The organism is Sinorhizobium meliloti (assembly GCF_017876815.1).
Classification (GTDB): Bacteria; Pseudomonadota; Alphaproteobacteria; order Rhizobiales; family Rhizobiaceae; genus Sinorhizobium; species Sinorhizobium meliloti.
In genome coordinates this window covers 917,221-940,161 of sequence record NZ_JAGIOS010000002.1, presented here as the reverse complement: position 1 = coordinate 940,161, position 22,941 = coordinate 917,221, and the positions used below count along the sequence as shown (strand labels likewise).

21 protein-coding genes and 1 pseudogene are annotated in these 22,941 nt (G+C 62.8%); 17 read left to right on the top strand and 5 right to left on the bottom strand.

Translation table 11 applies throughout. The annotated features are described in order from the left end of the window. Nucleotides 1–113 precede the first annotated feature (113 nt). From JOH52_RS23285 to JOH52_RS23275, 3 genes are all read left to right on the top strand, one after another. The gene (locus JOH52_RS23285; protein ID WP_014530831.1) at nucleotides 114–1,487 is read left to right on the top strand and encodes a UbiD family decarboxylase; all 1,374 of its coding nucleotides are present in this window, start codon (nucleotides 114–116) and stop codon (nucleotides 1,485–1,487) included. Nucleotides 1,488–1,517: 30 nt separating this feature from the next. Then, on the top strand, nucleotides 1,518–2,150 hold the full coding sequence (locus JOH52_RS23280) for a UbiX family flavin prenyltransferase (RefSeq protein ID WP_003532046.1): 633 nt from the start codon (nucleotides 1,518–1,520) through the stop codon (nucleotides 2,148–2,150). Between the two features lie 78 nt (nucleotides 2,151–2,228). After that, nucleotides 2,229–3,620, top strand: coding sequence for a nucleobase:cation symporter-2 family protein (locus tag JOH52_RS23275; protein WP_010975052.1), 1,392 nt, complete (start codon nucleotides 2,229–2,231; stop codon nucleotides 3,618–3,620). A gap of 201 nt (nucleotides 3,621–3,821) precedes the next feature. Here the strand turns inward: JOH52_RS23275 and JOH52_RS23270 are convergent, their stop codons facing one another. From JOH52_RS23270 to JOH52_RS23250, 5 genes are read right to left on the bottom strand one after another with little or no spacing between them, the layout of a single operon-like run. Next, entirely contained in the window at nucleotides 3,822–4,871 is a 1,050-nt protein-coding gene (locus tag JOH52_RS23270) for a CobW family GTP-binding protein (RefSeq protein WP_014530832.1), read from the bottom strand. Continuing rightward, on the bottom strand, nucleotides 4,871–7,189 hold the full coding sequence (locus JOH52_RS23265; protein ID WP_014530833.1) for a xanthine dehydrogenase family protein molybdopterin-binding subunit: 2,319 nt from the start codon (nucleotides 7,187–7,189) through the stop codon (nucleotides 4,871–4,873). Before JOH52_RS23265 ends, JOH52_RS23270 begins: the two co-directional genes overlap by 1 nt. Next, complete coding sequence (locus tag JOH52_RS23260; RefSeq protein ID WP_017273134.1) at nucleotides 7,186–7,671, bottom strand: (2Fe-2S)-binding protein; 486 nt, start codon at nucleotides 7,669–7,671, stop codon at nucleotides 7,186–7,188. The genes JOH52_RS23265 and JOH52_RS23260 overlap by 4 nt, the downstream gene beginning before the upstream one ends. Next, nucleotides 7,668–8,531 carry an FAD binding domain-containing protein gene (locus JOH52_RS23255; protein ID WP_014530835.1) on the bottom strand — a complete coding sequence of 288 codons (864 nt, stop codon included), beginning with the start codon at nucleotides 8,529–8,531 and terminating at the stop codon, nucleotides 7,668–7,670. The genes JOH52_RS23260 and JOH52_RS23255 overlap by 4 nt, the downstream gene beginning before the upstream one ends. 50 nt (nucleotides 8,532–8,581) lie before the next feature. Then, a complete protein-coding gene (locus JOH52_RS23250) occupies nucleotides 8,582–9,361 on the bottom strand; it encodes a GntR family transcriptional regulator (protein WP_010975048.1) in 780 nt (259 codons plus the stop codon). Nucleotides 9,362–9,828: 467 nt separating this feature from the next. Between JOH52_RS23250 and JOH52_RS23245 the strand changes: the two genes are divergently transcribed. The 14 genes and pseudogenes from JOH52_RS23245 (at nucleotide 9,829) to JOH52_RS23180 (ending at nucleotide 22,913) form a co-directional block, all read left to right on the top strand. Next, a complete protein-coding gene (locus JOH52_RS23245) occupies nucleotides 9,829–11,124 on the top strand; it encodes an amidohydrolase family protein (RefSeq protein WP_041862732.1) in 1,296 nt (431 codons plus the stop codon). 52 nt (nucleotides 11,125–11,176) lie between these two features. Further along, complete coding sequence (locus tag JOH52_RS23240) at nucleotides 11,177–12,160, top strand: BMP family protein (RefSeq protein WP_013850162.1); 984 nt, start codon at nucleotides 11,177–11,179, stop codon at nucleotides 12,158–12,160. Between the two features lie 152 nt (nucleotides 12,161–12,312). After that, on the top strand, nucleotides 12,313–13,410 hold the full coding sequence (locus tag JOH52_RS23235) for an ABC transporter permease (protein WP_013850163.1): 1,098 nt from the start codon (nucleotides 12,313–12,315) through the stop codon (nucleotides 13,408–13,410). An 8-nt stretch (nucleotides 13,411–13,418) separates the two neighbouring features. After that, on the top strand, nucleotides 13,419–14,351 hold the full coding sequence (locus tag JOH52_RS23230; protein WP_014530837.1) for an ABC transporter permease: 933 nt from the start codon (nucleotides 13,419–13,421) through the stop codon (nucleotides 14,349–14,351). A gap of 9 nt (nucleotides 14,352–14,360) precedes the next feature. After that, entirely contained in the window at nucleotides 14,361–15,887 is a 1,527-nt protein-coding gene (locus tag JOH52_RS23225; protein WP_013850165.1) for an ABC transporter ATP-binding protein, read from the top strand. 121 nt (nucleotides 15,888–16,008) lie between these two features. Next, nucleotides 16,009–16,905 (top strand): LysR family transcriptional regulator, encoded by an 897-nt coding sequence (locus JOH52_RS23220; protein WP_013850166.1) that lies wholly within the window; start codon nucleotides 16,009–16,011, stop codon nucleotides 16,903–16,905. 702 nt (nucleotides 16,906–17,607) lie between these two features. Then, nucleotides 17,608–17,883, top strand: coding sequence for a type II toxin-antitoxin system ParD family antitoxin (locus tag JOH52_RS23210; protein ID WP_003536795.1), 276 nt, complete (start codon nucleotides 17,608–17,610; stop codon nucleotides 17,881–17,883). Between the two features lie 70 nt (nucleotides 17,884–17,953). Further along, nucleotides 17,954–18,208 (top strand): type II toxin-antitoxin system RelE/ParE family toxin, encoded by a 255-nt coding sequence (locus JOH52_RS23205; RefSeq protein ID WP_017265847.1) that lies wholly within the window; start codon nucleotides 17,954–17,956, stop codon nucleotides 18,206–18,208. Between the two features lie 26 nt (nucleotides 18,209–18,234). Beyond that, nucleotides 18,235–18,360 carry a hypothetical protein gene (locus tag JOH52_RS36535; RefSeq protein WP_231198600.1) on the top strand — a complete coding sequence of 42 codons (126 nt, stop codon included), beginning with the start codon at nucleotides 18,235–18,237 and terminating at the stop codon, nucleotides 18,358–18,360. Beyond that, nucleotides 18,357–18,569 carry a helix-turn-helix domain-containing protein gene (locus JOH52_RS36530; protein ID WP_234833892.1) on the top strand — a complete coding sequence of 71 codons (213 nt, stop codon included), beginning with the start codon at nucleotides 18,357–18,359 and terminating at the stop codon, nucleotides 18,567–18,569. The genes JOH52_RS36535 and JOH52_RS36530 overlap by 4 nt, the downstream gene beginning before the upstream one ends. Before the next feature lie 32 nt (nucleotides 18,570–18,601). Next, nucleotides 18,602–18,986, top strand: a pseudogene (locus JOH52_RS23195) (RidA family protein). A gap of 155 nt (nucleotides 18,987–19,141) precedes the next feature. Further along, the gene (locus JOH52_RS23190; RefSeq protein WP_014530842.1) at nucleotides 19,142–19,309 is read left to right on the top strand and encodes an N-(5'-phosphoribosyl)anthranilate isomerase; all 168 of its coding nucleotides are present in this window, start codon (nucleotides 19,142–19,144) and stop codon (nucleotides 19,307–19,309) included. 169 nt (nucleotides 19,310–19,478) lie between these two features. Beyond that, complete coding sequence (locus tag JOH52_RS23185) at nucleotides 19,479–20,579, top strand: glycosyltransferase family 4 protein (RefSeq protein ID WP_010975037.1); 1,101 nt, start codon at nucleotides 19,479–19,481, stop codon at nucleotides 20,577–20,579. 129 nt (nucleotides 20,580–20,708) lie between these two features. Beyond that, entirely contained in the window at nucleotides 20,709–22,913 is a 2,205-nt protein-coding gene (locus tag JOH52_RS23180; protein ID WP_010975036.1) for an amylo-alpha-1,6-glucosidase, read from the top strand. Nucleotides 22,914–22,941: the final 28 nt, after the last annotated feature.

Below are 22,941 nucleotides of genomic sequence, written 5' to 3'. Positions count from 1 at the left end.
GGGATTCGGGCGGAACATCGCCCGCATTTTCCTCATCCCGCTCCAGGGCAGCGGCTCCCTCCAAGGCCGCTGCCCGCTCATGTGAAGTAAACGACACCGCGAAGGGCAGTATTATGGAGTTCGGCAGCCAGGACGTCCGCTACTTTCTCCGGGAATACCAGAAGGCGTATCCCGAAGACGTACTCACCATCGAAGACTGTATCACGGACGATCAGGACGCGTCGGCGTTCATCTGGAAGCTCAACCAGCAAGGCCGGGCGCCGCTCCTGCATTTCCGCAACGTCGAAGGCGTCGGCGGCGAAGTGATTGCCAACACCTTCGGATCGCGCGAGCGGATCGCCCGGATGTTCGGGACCTCCCAGGACCGGCTGCACGAAGCCTATCAGGCACGCTCGCGGCAAGCCCTGCCGCCGCGGCTGGTCGATGGCGGGCCGGTCACCGAATGCGTGGAGGAGCACGACATCGACCTCGGCACCCTGCCGATGCTGAAGCACTTCGCGACCGACCGGGCGAAATACATCACCAGCGGCATAATCATCGCCGAGCATCCCGAAACCGGCGCCGGCAATCTCAGCTATCACCGCGCGATGATCCATTCGAAGAACGAGCTGGCGACGAGCCTGCATTCGCGCGGACATCTGTGGCGGCTGCTCAACATGGCCAAGGACCGCGGCGAGAAACTGAAGGTCGCCATGGTCATCGGCGCACATCCCCTCTTCATGATCGCAGCCTCGGCGCGCCTGGCGTTCGGTGAAGACGAGCGCGACGTCGCCGGCGGCCTCATCGGCGAGCCGCTCGAGGTGGTACGGACGCCGAAATACGGCATCCGGGTTCCGGCCTATGCCGAAATCGTCCTGGAAGGGGTGATCGAGCCCGAAGCGCAGGTTGCCGAGGGGCCCTTCGGAGAGTTCACCGGCTACTCGTCCGACCGGTCGACGAACAATCTGTTTCGCGTCGAGACCTTCCTGCGCCGCAAGGACGCAATCCTGGTCAGCGTTGCCGGCGGCAACTCGTCCGAACACCTCAATCTCGGCCGTATTCCGCGTGAGGCGGAGATGGTGGAAAAGCTGAAGCAACGCTTCCCGAGCGTGACGGCGGTGCACTATCCGGCATCCGGCACGCATTTTCATGCCTATGTCGCCCTCAACCAGACGAGGCCCGGCGAGGCCCGCCAGATCATGCTCGGGCTGCTCGGCTGGGACGCCTATCTGAAGACGGTCATCGCGGTCGATGCCGACGTCGACATCACGCGGGACTCCGACGTGCTTTGGGCCATGTCCGCCCATTTCCAGCCGCACAAGGATGTCGTCATCATCGAAGGGCTGCCCGGCAACGCGCTCGATCCTTCGGCATCCGGTATCGGTACGACGTCCCGCATGGGCCTCGACGCGACCCGCGGGCCTGATTTTCACGGCGTGCTCGCCAGGATCGACGAGGCCGCCTTCGACCGCGCTTCGGCGATTCTCGCGAAATTCGGCCGTCCTTAGACTGAATAGCGGCGCTTGGAGGTGAGAGCGATGAAGGCGGACCGGGAACAGAGAAAGCGGATCATCGTCGGCATCAGCGGCGCCTCCGGCGTGATATACGGCATCCGGCTCCTGGAGATCCTGCGCGATCTGGACATCGAGACGCATCTGGTGATGAGCCGTGCCGCCCAGATCACGCTGGCGATGGAAACGGACTTCAAGGTCGCCGACGTCGAAGCCCTCGCCGCCTGCGTCCATTCCAACAAGGACATCGGCGCTTCGTGCTCCAGCGGTTCTTTCCGCACGCTCGGGATGATCGTTGCACCCTGCTCGATCAAGACCCTGTCGGAAATCGCGACCGGTGTAACCTCCGGCTTACTGTCCCGGGCGGCGGATGTAACACTGAAGGAACGCCGCCGGCTGGTTCTCATGCTGCGCGAGACGCCATTGCATATCGGCCATATTCGTTCGATGGCCCAGGCGACGGAGGCGGGGGCGATCATCTGTCCCCCCGTCCCGGCCTTCTATGCCCGTCCGCAGACGCTGGACGAGATGGTCAATCATACCGTGGCCCGCGTCCTCGATCTGTTCGATATCGATACCGGGCTCGCACATCGATGGAGCGGGCGGCGCGCTGCCGTCCCTGACACTCGACGTGAAGATGTCGAGGTGAAGATGAGGTGAGGAATACCGCCCGTTCATCGGCCGGAGGAGGGTCGGGGTTCGGCGGAAGGCTCTTGGAAAAACAATGGGAGGAGCGAAATGAATACGGACTCGAAGTGTGATGCTATCGAAGCAATGTTTCCCGCGCCGAAACTGGCGGCGCTCGGCCTGCAGCATGTCCTGGTGATGTATGCCGGTGCCATCGCGGTTCCCCTGATCATCGGCAGCGCGCTGAATCTCTCCAAGGATCAGATCGCCATGCTGATCAGCGCGGATCTTTTCTGCTGCGGTATCGTCACCCTCATCCAGTGTCTCGGCGTCTGGAACGTCGGCGCGCGCCTGCCGATCATGATGGGCATCGGCTTTACCGCGGTTCCCCCGATCATCGCCACGGGCACGGATCCGGACCTCGGAATGCCCGGCGTCCTTGGTGCGGTGATCGCATCCGGCGTGTTCACACTTCTGGCCGCCCCCTATTTCAGCCGCTGGGTTCGCTTCTTCCCGGCGGTGGTGACCGGAACGGTGATGCTGGTCATCGGCTTGTCGCTGATGCGGGTCGGAGTAAACTGGGCGGCGGGCGGACAGCCCATGATAAAAGGCCCCGACGGGCTCATTCCCAATCCGGCCTACGGTGAGCCCTTCGCTCTTGCGGTCGCTGCGATCGTGCTGGTCTCCATTCTCCTGATGACCCGCTTTCTCAAGGGATTTCTCGCAAACCTCGCCGTTCTGTTCGGCATAGGGATCGGATTTGCGATCGCCGTCGCTTTCGGAAAGGTGGATTTCCAGGGGGTCGCCGATGCTAGCTGGGTCACGGTGGTGACGCCGTTCGCCTTCGGCATGCCGATATTCGACCTGTGGGCGACGGTTGCGCTCTGCACGGTCATGATCGTCATGATGATCGAAGCGACCGGTCAGATCCTGGCCGTCGGCGACATGGCAGGCCGCACGATCAGCGAAGCCGACCTGGCGCGCGGGCTGCGCACGGATGGCCTCGGGAACATTATCGGCGGAATCTTCAACACCTTCACATACACCACATATGCCCAGAATGTGGGCCTGCTCCAGATCACCGGTGTGATGAGCCGCTGGGCGGTTGCCGCGGGCGGCGTGGTGCTGATCCTTCTGGGCTGCCTGCCGAAGATCGCATTCATTACCGCGTCGATACCGAGCTATGTCGTCGGGGGCGCCGCGATCGTGATGTTCGGCATGGTCTCGGCGACGGGGGTCAAGATCCTCGCCCGCGTCAACTTCGTGGACAACCGCCGCAACCTCTACATCGTCGCCGTCAGCGTCGGCCTCGCGATGATCCCGGTGGTCGCCGACAAGATCTTCGCCCAGTTGCCGGAGTTCATCGACCGGTTCTTCCACAGCGGCGTTCTCGTCGGAACCTTCTCGGCGGTGCTGCTCAACCTGCTCTTCAACGGCGTTCCTCCGCGCGAGGAGGTGCAGCCGGATTTGCTCGGTGAGGGCGCCATGCGGCATCCCGGCTAGGCGCAGCCGGAAGTGAATGCACAACATGCACCGCCCCCGGCCAGGCCGGGGGCGGTGCGGTTTTATGCAAGGTCCATCAAAAGGGGGTGCTCCTCGCCTTTTTCGATCCGGCTGCGTCCACTGGGATTCGCTAATCCCGCTCAAACACGACAAATCCGCCGAAGCCTCCCAGCCTCGGCGGGTTCTCGTCATTCCCCCGGATCAATTGTCCGTATCGCCCGCCGAGGCGAGGCAACGCTCCAGTCCTCTTTCCAGCGCCGCCCGGTCGAGGTTGCGACCGATGAAGACCAGCTTCGTATAAGGCATGTCCTTCCCCCAGACATGGTCCGGACGGAAGTCCATCAGCTTGTGCACCGCCTGGAGCACGAAGAAACGAGGATCGCCGGCAATCGCCATGATGCCTTTGGTTCGGAAGATGTCGTCGCCTTCCTCCCGAAGCAGGCCCGAGAGGTAGTCCGTCAGGCGGCCCTGGTCGAAAGGCCGGTCGAAGACGAAGGATTCCGAGCTGACCGTCGCGTCATGCAGGTGATGGTCATGGTGGTGATGATCGTGGTGGTGATGATGATCGAGGTCGAGCAGCTTGGCGCGCTCGGCCACGTAGGACGGCGCGAAGCCGGAAATGCCGAGAATGCTCGACAGATCCACCCTGCCGTAGCTCGAGCGTACGATTTCGGCCGTCTGGTTGAGCTTGCGCATGCCGCGCTCGAGCGGAGCGATCTCTAATTCCGACACGAGGTCGATCTTGTTGATGATGATGCGGTCGGCGGCGACGATCTGGTCGACAGCCTGGTTGTCGCGCCCATCGAGCACGGGATCGTCGATATGCTGGCCTATGTGCTTGGCATCGACCAGCGTTACGATGCCGTCCAGCGTTACGTGCTTGCCGATTTCGTCATCGATGAAGAAAGCCGTCGCGACGGGGGTCGGATCGGCAAGCCCGCTGGTCTCGACAAGGATGTGGTCGAACTTGTCCTTTCGGGCAAGCAGCTTCTGCAGAACCTCGATCAGGTCGTTGCGCACATCGACGAAGCAGCAGATGCAGCCGTTCTTCATCTGGTAGATTTCTTCCTCGGAGGCGAGCACGAGATCCGAGTCCACATCCACCTCGCCGAACTCGTTCTCGATCACCGCGATGCGGTGACCGTGCCGTTCCGTCAATATGTGGTTGAGAAGCGTTGTCTTTCCGGCGCCGAGGAAGCCGGTCAGGATGGTCACGGGAATTTTGCTGTCCTGAAGATGGTTGGTCTGCATCACTGCCTCGTTTCGTTGGCTTTGGACTTGAGAGCGTTCAACACCTGCTCGGGCGTTATCGGGTAGTGGTGGAAGCGGACGCCGATGGCGTCGTAGATGGCGTTGGCGATGGCGGGCCCGATCGCGATGATCGGATCCTCGCCGACGCCCTTGGCACCGTAGGGACCGCCGGGATCCGGTGCCGTCTCGAGGATGATGGTGCGGATGGACGGCATGTCCATCGACAGGGGCATCTTGTAATCGACGAAGCTCGGATTGAGGGAACGTCCGTCGGTAAGGTCGATGACGTAATCCTCGCTGAGGGTGTGGCCGATGCCCTGCTGAATGCCACCCTCGATCTGTCCGGCCGCGGCGATCGGATGGATGACCCTGCCGATCTCATGTACCGGAACGACCTCGAGAACGGCCACCTCGCCGGTCTCGGTGTCCACCTCGACTTCGGCGAAATGGGCGGCGAAGGAGTAGGACTTCGTCGGCATGTAGGTGCCTACGCCGACTAGTTGCACCGCCGGCATCCCCCGTTGCGGCCCGACGGCCTCGGAAACCCGGATGCTGCGGTTGGAGCCGTTGGTGACGACCACGAAACCGTCCCGGATCGCGAGATTCTCGGGCTCGGTCTTGAGCATGGGCGCGGCGTGTTCGAGCACTTGTCTGCGCACGTCGGCGGCCGCGAGCTGAGCCGCCCGTCCGCCGAGATAGGTCGTGTGGCTGGCGAAGGCACCGATATCCCAGGGGACGATATCGGTGTCCCCTTGAACGACCGAGACGGCTTCGAAGGGCACGCCGAGTTCCTCGGCGACGATCTGCGAAAGCGCTGTATGCGCGCCGGTGCCGAGGCCGGCGGTGCCGGTGATCAGTGTCACCGTTCCGTCCTCGTTCATCTTCACGATTGCGTTGCCCTGTTCCTTGATGCCCGGATAGGCACTGGATCCGTGCATTTCGCAGCCGATCCCGATCCCGCGGCGCTTGACGGTTTCCGGCTTCTCCCGCCTGCGCAATTCGTGCCAGTTTGTCTCCTCCATGACGCGGCGGATGCAATCCCCGAGGCCGTGTCCGACGATCGGATGCCCGGAGGGTGCGATGTCGCCGTCGCGCACCGCGTTCATCAACTTGAACTCGGCCGGGTCGAAGCCGAGCTTCTCGGCCGCCTCGTCCATCATGAGGTCGAGCGCATAGTAGGTCTGAACCACACCATAGCCGCGAAAGGCGCCGGCGATCGGCGAATTGGTATAGATGCAGCGGCCTTCCAGCCGGACATTCTCGCAACGGTAGAGCGAGGTCAGCGCTGCGGTGCCGACATTGGTGACGCCTGGACCGTGCGAGCCGTAGGCGCCGGAGTTGAAGGTGACCCTGGCTTCGCGTGCGACGATCCGGCCGTCTTTGGTGAAGCCCTGCTTCAGCCATATCTTGCCGGGGTGTCGCGAGCGGCCGCCGAGGAACGTTTCCTTGCGGCTGAACTCCATCTTGACCGGACGCCCCGTCTGTCGCGCGAGCAGGGCGCAGAGGAACTCGTTCTGAAACAGATCCTGCTTCGCGCCGAAGCCGCCGCCCATGTGATCGACGATAACGCGTACCTTGTTCAGCGGCACGCCGAGCACTTCGGCAAGCGTGCCGCGGACCATGAATGCGCTCTGGGTCGAGGTCCACATGGTGAGCTTGCCGTTGCCGTCCCACTGGCTGACACAGACATTGGGCTCCATATAGGCCGGTGTCGGGCGGCCGAGATCGTATTCGCGCTCGAGGATCAGATCCGCTTCGGCGAAACCCCTGTCGACGTCGCCGCGGGTGACGAAGACCGGCGGCAACACCTGGTTCCGGTCGAGACCATTCTCATGGATCGGCGGAGCGCCGGGCACCGATGCGGCTTCGATGGTGAAGAGGCCGGGCAAGGGCTCGTACTCGACCTCGATGAGCGCGACCGCGCGCTCAGCGATTTCCTCGCTGACGGCAGCGACTGCGGCGACGCCCTCGCCCCAATATCGCACCCTGTCATCCAGGATGTACTGATCCTTGGTAACGGATGCCGAGCGCGGATGCGGTGAGCCCGCATGCAAAACGCGCGGCACGTTCTCGTGCGTCAGCACCGCCTTGACGCCCTTGAGCGCCAGCGCCTTGCTCGTGTCGATGCTCCTGATGCGCGCATGCGCGATGTTGCTGCGCTTCATCTTGGCGTGGAGCATGCCGGGCAAGGCGACGTCGCCTGCATATCTGGCCGTCCCCGTGACCTTCTCCAGAGTATCGGAACGCTTGACGCTCTTGCCCACGACGGTGAAGTCCCGGTCGGACAGGTCTCTATCGATCCTTTCATATGTGTTCATAGCGTCCCCGCCTTTCTCAGTTCCTCGGCCGTGGCCCGAACAGCGTCGATGATCTTGGTGTAGCCGGTGCAGCGGCAGATATTGCCGGCCAGAGCGAAGCGGATTTCGTCCTCGCTCGGGTCCGGGTTTTCGTCGAGCAGCGCCTTGGCCATCATGATGATGCCCGGCGTGCAGAAGCCGCACTGCGCACCGCCGTGCTCCATGAATTTCTGTTGCAGGAGGTGCGGCTTGTCATAGGCCGGCTGCAGGCCTTCGATGGTCTCGATCGTCGCACCTTCGGCCTCGATGGCGAGCACCAGACAGGCATTGACCGGCCTTCCGTCCATGATGACCGTGCAGGCACCGCAGTCGCCGACGTCGCAGCCTTTCTTGGTTCCGGTGAGACTGCCTTCGTTGCGTAGCGCATCGAGCAGCGTGCGGTTGGGAACGACCGCGAGTTCACGGGCCTCGCCATTGACCGCCATCGAAACGAGCCGGTTCATTGGGCACCTCCCATGGCGTAACCGATTGCCCGGCGCGTCAGCACGCCGACCATGTCGCGGCGGTAGGCCGCACTTGCCCGCACATTGCCGATGGGAGTGGCTTCCTGCATTGCGCTTTCCGCAGCTTCGGCCAGCAGTGCCGCGTCGATCCTGCGTCCCCTGATAAGGTCCTCGGTCCTGCGGGCGCGGATCACGGTCGGCGCCACGGCGCCGAGCGCGATGCGGATGTCCGAACATTGTCCGGCGACATGCTCGATGCTGACGGCAACGCCGACGGTCGCAAGTTCCATCGCCTTGCGGCGGCCGTGCTTGATGTAGGCGCGGCCGCTCGTCGGGCGGGGCGCCGGCAGGGATATGCCGGTTACGATATCTCCGGGCGAAAGAACCGTCCGGCCGGGACCGGTGAAGAAGTCCTCGAGCAGAATGGTCCGCTCGGTGCCTCCATTATAGACGGACAGGCTGGCGCCGTCGGCGATCAGGGGCGGGATCGTGTCGGCCGAGGGGGAGGCGCGACAGATGTTGCCGACAATGGTTGCCCGGTTGCGCACCTGTACCGAGCCGAGGAGGCTTACCGCCTTGGCGAGGTTCGGATAGTTGCCGATGACGTGCGGCGAGGTCTCTATCTCCCGGACCGTCACCAGCGCGCCAAAGCGAAGCCCGGCGGCCGGATCATAGGTAAAATCCCTCAGGTTCGGGATCTTCTTGATGTTGACGAGATGAAGGAGGCTGCGAAGCTCCTCCTTCATCTCGACGAGCAGATCGGTGCCGCCCGCGATGATGCTGGCATCCTTGCCGAGCCGCCTCATGAGATCGCTGGCCTCCGCCAGGCTCGCCGGCTCGTAATATTCGAACGGTTTCATGCATTCCTCCTCCCAAAAACAGCGGTACGCCGCCGCGTTCCGCACTTGATTCAATCGATACCGGCGTCACCATCCTCCCGTTGTGCGCTTTCGCCGGACGCGGCGTTGGCCTGAACGGAGCGAAACGCCTGCATGGCCGCGGCGCGATCGGCCACCAGTTCACGTTCCAAGGCCCGAAGGTGCTCCATATTGAGGCGGGCGGCCCTTTCGCCGTCTCCGCTCGCTATCGCTTCGACGATCTCGGAATGCGCGTGATTGCCGCAGAATCGCGGCTCGGTATCCGGCCTCGACCAGGAGAGCAGCGGCTGGCGGTTGATGAGATCGCGTATCACCCCCGTCAGCACGTCGTTGCCGGCCATTTCCGCCAGAAGCAGATGGAACCGCCGGGACAGATGCCGGGCTTCTTCCATGCGGCCCTCTTCATAGGCGTTGCGTTCGTCCTCCACGAACGACCGCAGGCGCGCACGCTCCGTCTCGCCGATCGTGCCGGCGAGCTTCTCGACCGTCGCCGTCTCGATCACGATGCGCGCGTCGAATATCTGCCGCGCTTCGTCGGGCGAACACATGGCGATGGACGCTCCCTTGTTGGGGCTGAGTTCCACCAGCCCCGCATGCGCCAGCCGCATGAGCCCGTTGCGTATGGCCGACCTGCTGGCGCCGGAGGCGATCGCCAGCTCGCGCTCGATCAGTCTGGCGCCGGGGGCCACCCGATGATGCATTATCGCCTCGACGATGACCTGGACGACACGTTGCTCGGCCTCCGGCCCGCTCATCGCGGCCCCGGCAGGGGGACGGTATCTTGCACTCCTGAAAAAGGGCGACGCGGCCATCCGAAACACTCCAGATTAGATTGTCAACAATCTATACTTGAGTGCCTGGATGTCAACGTTATGTATTATCGCGCCGCTAAACGCGTAAATGTATGCCTTAAAAGTATTCTCTTTGATAATTGCATGACTTGGTCGCGGTTCCTGGCGCGTCACCATACACAAATTTGCTGAAATGAAATCACTTCCGGAATTTCTGCGGATCGAATCTCCGCAAAAACACATGCTTGGTAGCCGATAATACGATTTTCTTGGCGGATAAAAACACTGACGCGTGATAATATATTATATCGTTCCTTTTGATATCGTGCACTGCACTGACGGATGCGGTGCCGTGGGAACATTCATGAGAAAACCGAAACAATATATATCTATTATGAAATTGCCTCAATAATCGTCGCTTCTTAGTCTCCATCCAGATGGAATGACCCAGACGGAACGGGTCAGACGGAATGGAATGGAGTCACTCGATGCATACGGTTCTCGGAACCCGTCATGGCGGCGCCCGCCGTGCACTTCTCCTGCGTGGCTGCCGGATTGCCGGCGAAGCCGCGGCAGCCGATGAACGCGATATCCTCGTCGGGGAAGACGGGCGCATCGCCAGCATCGGCCATCGCCTGGAAGTGGGCCCGGATGTGATCGGCGTCGATCTCCGCGGCGCGCTCGTCTCGCCGGGCTTCGTCGACGTCCACCAGCATCTGGACAAGACAGGTGTCCTCAAATTCACGCCCAATCCCTCGGGAACCTTGCAGGGAGCGCGGGAGGCATTCGCCAGATATGCCCGCCAGGCGCCGGAAGACGACGTGACGCGACGTGCGGCGCGGACAATGGAACGCTGCCTTGCCCGCGGCACCACGGCGATACGCAGCCACATCAATGTCGACAAGGATGCCGGCTTCAACGGCATCAACGCCTTGGCCCGGCTGAGATCCGAATGGGCGGACCGGCTGACGCTGCAGCTCGTCGCTTTCATGACGCCGCATCCCAATCAGGATATCGAATGGCTGGAGAAGAACATCGATGCCGCGGTCGAACAGGCCGACGCGGTCGGGGGCACCCCGGCGGTCGCCGAGGACCCGATGCGGTATCTCGACATCCTCTTCGCCGCGGCCGAGCGGCATGGCCGACCCATCGATCTGCATCTCGACGAACACCTGAACCCCGAACGGCCGCTTTTCGACGCCGTGTTCGAGCGGGTCCGGAGATTTGGCCTGCAGGGGCGCACCGTCCTCGGTCACGCATCCGTCCTGAGCGCGCTGCCGAGGAAGGAATTCGAGCGCATACGCGACCAGATGATCGATCTCGACATCGCGGTCGTGACACTGCCTGCGGCCAATCTCTACCTGCAAGGCCGCAGCCACGACATGTTGCCGCCCCGCGGTCTGACGCGTGTCGCCGAACTGATCCGCGCGGGGGTGGCCATCGCGACCGCATCCGACAATATCCAGGACCCGTTCGTGCCGACCGGCTCGGGCGACATGCTCGAGATCGCGCGCTGGACGCTGCTTGCCGGGCATCTGCGGGGCGACGAGCTCGCCACCGCCTATGACATGATCACCGCAATACCGGCACGCATGATGAATCTGACCGACTACGGCATCCGCGAGGGCACCTGGGCGGACCTTGTCGTCACCGATTGCGAGGATGTCAGCGCTCTCGTCGGCGGGGGTCCCGACTGCATCCAGGTGCTCGCGAAAGGCCGGCCGGTCGCAGCACCCGCATCGCCTGCCGTGGAGGCCATACGCGCATTGGAAGATGTCCCCTGAACGGCAGCAAGCCGTCGGACGGGCATGATGAGGAGAGGAAGGGAGGAGCATCATGATGATTACCAGAAGAGGCTGTTTGGGGTCGGCGGTTGCAATGGCCGCGCTCATTGCCGCGGGGCCGGCTTTCGCCGAGGGCTCACCGTTCAAGATGGGACTGCTGGTTCCCGGCAGTGTTTCGGAAGAAGGATGGAACAGGATAGGCTTCAACGCACTCAAGGGCGTGGAGGCGGAACTTGGTGCCGAGGTCAGCTATGTCGAGCTGCAGCAGAACCCGGCATCCTTCGAGAAAGCCTTCCGTGACTTCGCCAGCCAGGGCTACAACGTCATTCTCGGGCACGGCTTCGAGTTTCAGGATGCCGCTCTCGAGGTCGCGCCGGAATATCCCGATACGGTCTTTCTCATTTCCTCGAGCTATATATTCGAGGGAAATGTCATCGGCCTCAACACGGATACGAGCCAGCCCTTCTACCTGATGGGCGTGATCGCGGCCAAGACGGGCAAGAAGGCGGGTCTCGTCGGAGGGATGGAGATCCCGCCGATCAAGGAGGCCTTCGAGGGCTTCACCAACGGTGTGCGAAGCGTCGCGCCGGACTTCCCCGTCAGCGAGGTCTATATCGGCAACTTCACCGATGCGACCGCGACCAAGGAGGCGAGCCTCAGCCTGATCTCGCAAGGGGCCGACTTCGTGCTGCCGAATGCTTCAGGGGCGACGGTGGGCGGTTTCCAGGCCGCCGCGGAATCCGGTGCCGACGTCAAGACCTTCAGCATCTTCAGCGACTACACCTCGGTCGCTCCCAAGAACATCCTCGGGCTTTACGTCGCCGACTATGCCCGGGGCGTCATCCGCATCGTCGGAGACATCAGGAACGGCAAAAAGCCGACGACCAATGTCGAGTTCGGCCTGAAAGATGCCGACGTCATGAAGTTCACCTACAATGATCAGGCTGCAAATCCCGTGACGGAGGACGTGCGCAAATACGTCGATGAGGTGAAGGGCAAGATCGCCGCCGGAGAAATCAAGACCCGGCAGAAATAACGACCGCAGGCGCGAGAAGGATGGGGCACTGCCCGATAGGTTGGGCCGGACCGGCGCCGTTCGGCGTGTGCCCCATTCTGCCACGATAACCGCTTCGATCGATTGTTCGATGGAAAGCTTCAGGCTTTTCCTAATCCGAAGGCAGCAAACTCATGGCAAACAGTGAAAGTGGACAGCCGCTGGCGGTCGTCCCCCAGGCCTATGGCGCCCTTTGGCGAGGCCTGCTCGGTCCTTTACGCACGATTATCCAGCCGGCCGCCGCTGTTGTTCTGGCTCTCGCATGCGGCGCGGCGCTCCTTGCCTTCAACGGTTACGAAGCACGCGCCGTGATCGATGTGATGGTGCTTGGCGTCTTCCAGGACACCCGCTCGATCGCCGAAATTCTCCTGAAAGCAACGCCGCTGATCCTGATCGGCGTCGGCCTTTGCGTCGCCTTCCGCTGCAGCATCTGGAACATCGGCGCCGAGGGGCAATTCTATGCCGGCGCCATCGCCGCAACCGCCGTCGGCGTTTCCTTCGACGGGTTGACCGCGTGGATCTACGTCCCGCTGGTCATGATTGCAGGCGCTCTTGCAGGTGCGGCATGGGCGGCGATCGCCGGACTTCTGAAGGTCTATTTCCGGGCCAGCGAGATCGTGACGACGATCATGCTGAATTACATCGCCATTATCATGACGAGCTATCTCGTGACCGGCCCGCTGCGGGATGCGGCTGCGGCCTATCCGCAGTCGGCCCGGCTGGTCCAGGAGGCATGGATGCCGCGCATCCTGCCGCCGACCCGCCTCCATATCGGCATCCTCGTCGCCCTGGCGCTGGCCGTCGTGATGTACATCTTTCTGTTCCGCAGCACCCGGGGCTATGCGCTGAGGGTGGTCGGCATCAGCCCGGACGCCGCGCGCTATGCCGGGATCAGCGTTCCCAGGAACATCATGCTGTCGATCTGCCTGAGCGGCAGCATGGCCGGGCTCGCAGGGGCCTTCGAGATCGCCGGCGTCACCCGGCGGCTCTTTCAGTCGATCTCTCCGGGCTATGGCTTCGAAGGCATCGCGGTCGCTCTTCTCGCAAACAACAATCCGATCGGAGCGGTCTTCTCCGGCCTCTTGTTTGCAATTCTGCGAAGCGGCTCCGAGCTCATGCAGATCACGGCACAGGTGCCTCAGGTTCTCGTGCTCGTGATTCAGGGCATCGTCATTCTCTCGGTCGTGGGATTTGCCGTGTTGCGGATCCCGTCGATGCGCCCTTCCGAATAGGTGGACCCATGGAAGATGTAGCTAGCCTGAGCTTTCTCGCCGCGACCATTGCAGCCTCATGGCGGCTGGCAGCGCCGCTGATGTTCGCATCGATCGGCGAAGTGTTTTCCGAGCGCGCCGGTGTCCTCAATATCGGCCTCGAAGGCGTGATGCTTGCGGGTGCCTTTGCGGGTTTCGCCGCCGCCTTCACCAGCGGAAGCATCCTGGTCGGTGTCGCCGCGGCGGTCGCGGCAGGTGTTCTCGTCGGCCTGTTGTTTGCGTTCTTCACCATCACGATCAAGGCGGACCAGATCGTGGTGGGCGCCGCCATCAACCTGCTCGGCCTCGGCCTGACGGCCTTTCTGTTCCGCGCCTATTTTTCCTCGGCCGGCAAGGGCATCGAAATCGCCAAGCCTGTCGATCTGCCGTGGCTGAGCGATCTGCCGTTCTTCGGCGAAGCGTTCTTCCGGCAGAACGCCTTTGTCTACAGCACGCTACCGGTGGCCGCGCTTGCCGTCTTCGTGCTCTACAGGACGTCGTTCGGACTGACGCTTCGCGCCGTCGGCGAGCATCCCAAGGCTGTCGACGTTTCGGGCCGCAGCGTGGCGCTCTACCGCTACGGCGCGGTGCTTATCTGCTCGGCGCTCGCGGCGCTCGGCGGCGCCTTCCTGACGCTCGCCCACTCCAACCAGTTCGTCGAAGGCATTTCCTCGGGCCGCGGCTTCATCGCCCTTGCCGTGGTCGTCTTTGCGAGATGGTCGCCCATCGGCGCCTTCATCGTCTCGCTGCTCTTCGGGGTGTTCTATGCGCTGCAGCTGCAATTGCAGGCGCAGCCGGTGCTCTTCCTCCCTTATCAGCTCTTCCAGGCTCTGCCCTACGTCATGACGATCGCGGCGCTGATACTTGTCCGAAACCGGGTCGACACACCGAGCATGCTCGGCGTCGCCTACAAGAAAAGCTGAGGGGGAGAAATGGCGGGCAAACAACTGCTTTTGATGGATGGAATCCATAAACGATTCGGACCGCTCATCGTCAGCGCAGGCGTGACCCTCGACGTCGAGGAGAACGAGATTCACGCGCTGCTTGGCGAAAACGGCGCCGGCAAGACCGTTCTGATGAGCATTCTTTGCGGTGTTCTCTCGCCCAATGAAGGGCAGATCGTCTTCAAGGGACGGCCACTCAAGCTAGGCTCCCCCCGCGAAGCCATCAAACATCGGATCGGCATGGTCCACCAGCACTTCATGCTGGTCCCCAACCTCACGGTCGCGGAAAACTACGTGCTAGGACAGGGCTCGCCCTTCAGCATGATCCGCGACATGAGGGCGGTACATGCGCGCATTCTGGAGCTCAGCGACCGCTACGGTCTCGACGTCGCGCCCGACGCGCTCGTCTCCAGCCTGTCGGTTGGCGAACGGCAGCGGGTCGAGATCTTGAAGGTGCTCTACCACGGCATCGAACTGCTGATCCTGGACGAGCCGACCGCGGTCCTGACGCCTCAGGAAACCGACCGTCTCCTGCATCTGCTTCGCCAACTCGTCGCAGACGGAAAGACGGTCATCTTCATTTCGCACAAACTGGACGAGGTGATGCGCGTCAGTGATCGCGTCAGCGTCATGCGCGATGCCAAGGTCGTCCGTACGGTGAAAACGTCCGAGACGACCGCGCGCGAGCTGGCGCGCATGATGGTCGGCAGAGACGTTCTGATGGATTTGCCGCGGGCACCTCTCGAGCCCGGCCGTGTCGTGCTGTCGGTCGAGCATCTCAGCTGCGACGGCGAAGCCGGGCTTCCGGCGCTGCGAGACGTATCTTTCGAGGTCAGGGCCAATGAAATAGTCGGGATCGCAGGCGTCTCCGGCAATGGCCAGAGCGAGCTGGCGCTGGCCCTGACGGGGCTTCTTCCGGTTGCCTCCGGCAGCGTCACGCTCGACGGGACCCAGCTGGCGGGCCTGTCGTCCTACGAGATCAATCAATTGCCTATGGCGCATATCCCCGAGGACCGCCACAGGATGGGCATCGTGCTGCCGCTGCCACTGACGGAGAATGTGATCCTTCAGCGGTTCGATAAGCCTCCCTTCTCGTCTCGTGGATTGCTCGACCTGAACGAGATCACGAGGCAGACCCGTGATCTCATGCGCCGCTTCAAGGTCAAGGCGTCGGGACCGGGCGACCGCATCCGGAATTTGTCGGGCGGCAATCAGCAGAAGCTCGTCGTCGGGCGCGAGTTGGACCGCCGGTTCGATTTCCTGCTGATCAATCAGCTTACGCGCGGTATCGACATCGGAGCGACCGAGCTGGTGATGCACAAGATTCTCGAGCAGCGCAGCGCCGGCAAGGCCATTCTGCTGATATCCACGGAGCTCGAGGAATTGTTCACGCTCTCCGACCGCATCCTCGTCATGTATGAAGGCCGCCTCGTCGGCGAGATTCCGCCCGACCGCAGCCGTCTGGAAGAGATCGGGCTGCTGATGGCCGGCAAATCTCCGCTATCGGCAGCTTGAGGAACCGGTCTAAGGCGATCGCGGGTACATCCATTGTTTTTGCGCCCGAAAAAGGGGAACTTGGCTCAAGCGGAACGGGAACAGGCAGCGCTGCTGCCTGGCGCGAGACAGAGAAGTACCGATGAATGTGACACTTCGCCAGTTGCAGGCCTTCATTGCCGTGGCCGAACTCGGGCGTTTCCATCTGGCAGCCGATCACCTCGGACTTACGCAGTCGGCGATCAGCATCCTGATCAAGGATCTGGAGGTTGCCCTCAAGCATCGGCTGTTCGACCGGCACACACGCATGGTCAGCCTGACGACGGCCGGAGCGGAATTTTTGCCGCAGGCCCGCAAGGTCATGTCGGACCTCGAGATAGCGGTTGCGAATGTGCACGAACTGGCGAGCCTGCAGCGCGGCCGGGTCACGATCGCGGCGGCAATCGTGCTTGCTGCGACCTTGCTGCCGCCGGTCATCGCGCGCTTCGTCAAGCGCTATCCCGACATATCGGTGCAGGTGCGGGACATGCCGGAGGAGGAGATCCGCTCCGCATTGAAGCGGAACGAGGCGGACCTCGGCATCGGCACCGTTTCTGCCGACGATCCGGAGATCCAGGCCAGCGTGCTGATGCGGGACCAGCTCACTTTGATTTGCCGCTCCGACCACAGATTCGCAAAGGCGCGGCAGGTGAGCTGGGCAAGCCTTGCAGGCGAGGGCCTGATCGGACTGGCAAAGGACAATCCCCTGCGCGGGCTCGTCGACCGCGCGCTGATCGCCTCCGGTGTAGAGGTCAAGACGAGATACGAGGTGCGTTTCTCGACGACGGCGATCAGCATGGTGGCGGAGGGCCTGGGTATCGCGATCCTTCCGGAAAACTCCCGCCAGCTCACGACCAATGTGGACGTCCGGATCGTCGAGCTGGTCGATCCGGTCATCAGCCGCAACATCTCCATTCTGCAATACCGCCAACCGATGCTCTCGCCGGCGGCCGCGAAAATGAAGGAGTTTCTCATGGGAGCGAGCCGCAAGCTCTCGTGATTTAGGGCACTTCCCCGTCTTCGAGACAGTCCGGCGGCAGGATGTCGGATTGAGGGTGATGACTCCGCCCACGGCATCATTCTGTCCGCCGATGAACGTGGTCGCGATCTCGACGACGACGTCGACCCCGAAATCACGCGGGCGGCAGACCGCCGGCGACGCTAAGGTATTCGCAGATCACCACGATGCTGCGCGCATGCGCCAACTCCGGCGATCGCCTCGACATAGAGCACCTTCGTTTCTTCCGTAAGCGCATTCTCGACACCGCCATCAAGACGGCCGAACAGCCGGCGGCCGCGCCAGCAGCTCCGGCCGCTTCCGACACGCCGGTAGAGCCGAAGCGGCCTGCTGCCAGCCCGCTGCCGGCCGGCACCTACATTCCGTTATACGGGCTGGCGAGACAGCCAAAACCCACCAATTGCCGCCCGCCTATTGGGAAACGCTGGAAGAAGTCAGCTTTCGAACGCGCGACGACAAGGGTTAGCGGATTCCGCAGGAGCGGCTTGTGGCCAAGGCGCTGAACCTGCTTTTCGCAAATACAATTTCCCGGTCGTTCGTGAGGGCGGGGAATAGTTGCCAAGCCATCATGCTTGCGTGCAATCATGTAGGCAGGATCGCTCCGACCGTTTGCTGCGTTTCCCGATCGGTCTATATGTGGTAGTGTTCAATCCTACTTAGCACGATCCGAAACGGGAGATTCCCATGCGCAGCACGCAACAATTCAGCGTCACGTTGCCGAATGAAATGGCACAGATGGTCAAGACGAAGGTTTCGTCGGGCGAGTATGCCAGCGAGAGCGAGGTTATCCGCGACGGGCTGCGCGCCTTGCAGGCGCGCGACAAGGCCCTTGAAAGCTGGCTGCGCACGGAAGGCGTTGCCGCCTACGACAAGCTAAAGGCCAACCCGAGCCGGGCGCTCAGCGTTGACCAGGTACGCCAGCATCTTGCCAGCAAGCGTAAGCGATCTGACCCGGCGTGACGCACACCGTTCATTTCACCCCGGAGGCTCGCGACCAGCTCGCCATATTTCCGGGGCAGCGTCGCCCGCCGTGGCGGCGCGCTATGTCGATTCCATCGTGGACTATTGCGGGAAGCTGCAAACCTTTCCGCACCGAGGCACGCGCCGCGACGATCTTCGGCCAGGCTTGCGAACGCTTGGGTTTCGCCGGCGTGTGACGATTCTGTTTGAGGTAGCGGACGGCACCGTGAATATCATCGGCGTCTATTACGGCGGCCAAGACTACGAAGCACCTTTGCGGGACGGGGATTTGACGGAGATCGAGCATGACGACGACGAATCCTAGCCGTGCCGCGTGTCGCCAGCGTCGTCATGGGGGAAACACCCTGGCGAGCTGGTATGAGCCTCATGGCGTTCGACAGCCTCGAAGCGTGGCAGCGCGTAGCCACATGGTGTCGACCGCGTTCGCCGGGATCGCGGATTTCGAGCGGTCCTTGATCGTAGAGCGCACCAGCGCCGGCCGGATCCCGGCGAAGGCGCGAGGCGTGCGGTTCGGTCCCTCCCCTGCCCTGTCCGCCGCGCAGATCGAAAACGCCCGGAAGCTCATCAAAGACGAGGAAAAGCCGGTGGCCGAGGTCGCTCGGCTCTTGGGTGTGCATCGTGCGACCCTTTGTCGGGCGTTAGCCGATGCGCCCGCCGAGGCTTGATGCTTGCCGACTCAGACGAAAGGACACTCCGAATGCAGATGATTCCACGGAACCCGCGCAACGGCATCTATCCAGCTACCGACGACTATGTGCATGCGATGGAGGTGAGCGGCGCGGCACGGTTTCTGTTTGTCAGTGGCACTGGGGCTTGATCCCGAAGGGAAGGCTCCAGACAGCCTGGAAGAACAGCTATTGCTGATCTGGTCCAATATCCGGCGCATCCTCGCCGAAGCAAACATGACGACCGACAATATTGTGCGGTTGACGAGCTACTTGCGCGATGCCTCTTATGCCGAGGCGAACCAGAATGTCCGCATTGCGGCTTTGGGCAATCGTCGTATCCCGACAACTGCGATCGTGGCCGAAACCCTTGTCCCGGAATGGTTGGTCGAGATCGAGGTGGTAGCTGCCGCATGAGATCGCTGGCCGGCCCGCTCTTCACATAGGACCGTAGCTATTTGGCTGCCCGCAACGCATCCTCTCAGGCGGGAAGGCGAAATAACCGAGGTCGAAGCCTTCCGGCGCGTCCGCCGATGCGCCGATCTGCCAGGTGCCGTTCAGCGGCCTGACCGTTGAGGAAGAGCATATTCAAGCCGGAAAACGTTCAGGCGGCCATCGAAGCCGTCCGCCCCTGGGCGGACGATTCCCTCACCCACACGAACCAGCCGCTTCCCGGAGGCGGCTTTCGCAAGGATATCGACAAGATCGCGGCTTTCGTGGAGGCGGCAAGAGCGGCCTGAGCCCCCACCTCCATAAAGAACAGATCCGTGATCATCCGGTCGCGTCGGTTCGCCGTTGCTCTTGAAGAGCACGGCGCATCGACTAGATCATAGATGTCGTCCGGCCCCCGGAGGTTCACAATGGAGGCCCACAACGCTTCTGACATCCCGATCCAAAGGAGCGTCGTTCATGAAGATAGCCCAGATCGCACCGCTGTTCGAACGTGTCCCGCCGAAGCTCTACGGCGGAACCGAGCGCGTCGTTCACCACCTGACGGAAGAGCTCGTCCGACAGGGCCATGAGGTCACGCTCTTCGCGAGCGGCGACTCGATGACCTCGGCAAAGCTCATCCCCTGCTCGGATATGGCGCTGAGATTGAACCCTGCGGTTCAGGATCCTATCCCCTATCACATGCTGATGCTGGAGGAAGTGCGCCGGCAGGCCAACGGCTTCGACGTCCTGCACTTCCACATCGATCTCCTGCATTTTCCCCTCGTTCGCAGCCTCGCAGGAAAGACGGTGACGACGCTGCACGGCCGCCTCGATCTGCCCGACCTCCAGCCCTTCTACGCCGCATTCCCGGATGTTCCCCTGATTTCGATCTCCGACGACCAGCGAAAACCGATGCCGCCGGTCAATTGGGTCGCGACGGTCCATCATGGTCTGGCTCCTGACGTCCTTCCCTTCACCGGCCAGCCGAGGGGCGATTATCTCGCCTTCCTAGGCCGCATCTCGCCCGAAAAGCGGCCCGACCGCGCGATCGAAATCGCTGCCCGGGTCGGCATGCCGCTGAAAATCGCCGCCAAGGTCGACAAAGCGGACGAGGCCTACTGGCTGAACGAGATCGAGCCGCTTGTCCGACGCTATCCGAATGTCGAATTCATCGGCGAAATCGACGAATGTCAGAAGGGCGAATTCCTCGGAAATGCACGCGCCCTCCTCTTCCCGATCGATTGGCCCGAACCATTCGGGCTGGTGATGATCGAGGCGATGGCCTGCGGCACGCCGGTGGTCGCCTTCCGCTGCGGCGCGGTGCCGGAGGTGATCGACCACGCCGTGTCGGGCTTTATCGTCGACAGCATGGAGGAGGCCGTGAAGGCGGTCCACGATCTCGACCGGCTCGATCGCCACACGGTCCGGGCGACCTTCGACAGACGCTTCACCGCCCGACGCATGGCAGATGACTATCTGGATCTCTATCGCGCCCTGGCAGGCGGCGCCCAAAGGGTCATGCCGATCCATGCGGCGAACGAAAGCGGTGCCGGCCCCGGCTCTGCCAGGGTCGCCTGATACCGGATCACGGATGAGTTCTGATCGACCTGAACGCATCGTGATCTACTCGAGGAGCGAGAGCGGGATGCGGGCGGAACACGGCACGCACCACCCTCACCCTGCTCCGATGCAACGGAGACCGATCCGATGGGAACCAATCTCTCCGGGGGGCCGGCCGAAGCCGCCCCCGACGTGACATCTGCGGACGACCTGGGACCCGCAGCGGTCTCGCGTTACGAGCGAAGCTCCAGATCGCTGAAACACGGCGATACCTTCGCAGTGTTCGACCACAACGGCGATGCGTTTTCCTCTCCTTCCAATCCGGAGGGGATCTTCCACCGCGACACCCGCCATCTGTCGGAGTTCGTGCTGACATTGAACGGCGCCCGGTCGCTGTTGCTGAGTTCCACGCTCAGGGACGACAATGCCACGCTCGACTGCGATCTCACCAACCCGGCTCTCGTGCTCGATCCCGGTGGCGAGGTCTTGAAGCATGACCTCATTCACGTGCGGCGTACCCGGTTCCTCTGGCAGGAGGCCTGCTACGAACGCCTGGTCCTGCGAAACTTCGATGAAGTGCCGAGAAGGCTGCAGGTCGAATTGTCCTTCGCCGCCGACTTCGCCGACCTTTTCGAGGTGCGTGGCACCCCCAGGCGACGCCGCGGCACCCATCACAGCGCGCTGGTCGGCAACGCCCGGGTCGTCCTGGCCTATGACGGCCTCGACGGCCAGACCCGCAGCACGACGCTCCGCTTCGATCCGGAGCCGCAGAGGCTCACCGGACGGGAGGCGAGCTTTGTCGTCGAACTCGCACCGCATCAGGCGCAATCGATCTTCATCGAAATCGCCTGCAACAGTCTCGAAGACAATCCGCACCCTCCGGCCTTCACCTTCTTTCTGGCGTTGCGCGATGCCAGGAGGGCGTTGCGCTATTCCGCCTCGCGCGCCGCCGCGGTCGTGACCTCCAACGCCGTGTTCAACGAGGCGGTGAGGCGCAGCGTCACCGACCTCTACATGCTGCTTACGGAGACACCCGAAGGTCCCTACCCTTACGCCGGCATCCCCTGGTTCAGCACCGTCTTCGGCCGCGACGCGCTCATCACCGCACTCGAAACACTGTGGCTGGACCCGGAAATCGCGAAAGGCGTGCTCAGGCATCTTGCCGCCAATCAGGCGACCGATTTCGACCCCGCCGCCGATGCGGAGCCGGGCAAGATCCTGCATGAGATGCGCTACGGCGAAATGGCGGAACTCGGCGAGGTGCCCTTCCGGCGCTATTACGGCAGCATCGACTCGACCCCTCTCTTCATCATGCTTGCCGGCGCCTATCTCGATCGCACCGGCGATCTCGATACCGTGCGGAACCTCTGGCCGAACGTGGTGGCGGCGCTTGACTGGATCGACCGTTTCGGCGACCGCGACGGCGACGGCTTCGTCGAATATGGAAGCCGCACCGCAAAGGGCCTGGTGAACCAGTGCTGGAAGGACAGCCACGATTCGATCTTCCATGCCGGGGGCAATCTGGCCTCGGGGCCGATCGCGACCGCCGAGGTACAGGCCTATGTCTTCGGCGCCTGGCAGGCGGCCGCGCGGCTGTCGCGCAAGCTCGGCCATGTCGAGGATGCGCTGAGGCTCGAACGACGGGCCGAAGAGCTGCGCATCCGGTTCGACACGGCCTTTTTCGACGATGAGCTTGGAACCTATTCGCTGGCCCTCGACGGGGAAAAGAACCCCTGCCGCGTCCGCTCCTCCAATGCAGGCCATGCGCTCTTCACCGGCATCGCCCTGCCGGAGCGCGCCGGCAGGGTAGTGTCGACGCTGATGGCGCAATCCTCCTTCTGCGGCTGGGGCGTGCGCACGATCGCCGCCTCGGAGGCGCGTTACAATCCGATGAGCTACCATAACGGCTCCGTCTGGCCGCACGACAATGCGCTGATCGCGGCAGGCTTCGTGCGCTACGGCTTTCAAGCCGAGGCGGCGAGCATCTTCGAAGGGCTGTTCGCGGCCTCCACCTACACCGACCTCAGACGTCTGCCGGAGCTATTTTGCGGCTTCGCGCGCCAGCGCGCCCGCGGTCCGACCTTCTATCCGGTTTCCTGCGTCCCGCAGGCCTGGGCGGCGGCTGCCCCCCTCTATCTGCTCCAGTCGATGATCGGACTCGGCTTCGATGCCGGCAGGATGCATGTCACCCTGAACGAGCCGACGCTCCCGCCCTTCCTGGACGAGGTCGTGCTGAAACGGCTGCGGGTCGGTTCGGGCATGGTCGACATCGCCCTGAGACGGTCGAGATCCCAGGTCGTGGTCGACGTCCTGGAGCGGAGGGGCGGAGTGAAGGTGCTGACGACGCATTGAGTTAGAACGTGGCCGGAGCACTGGAGGC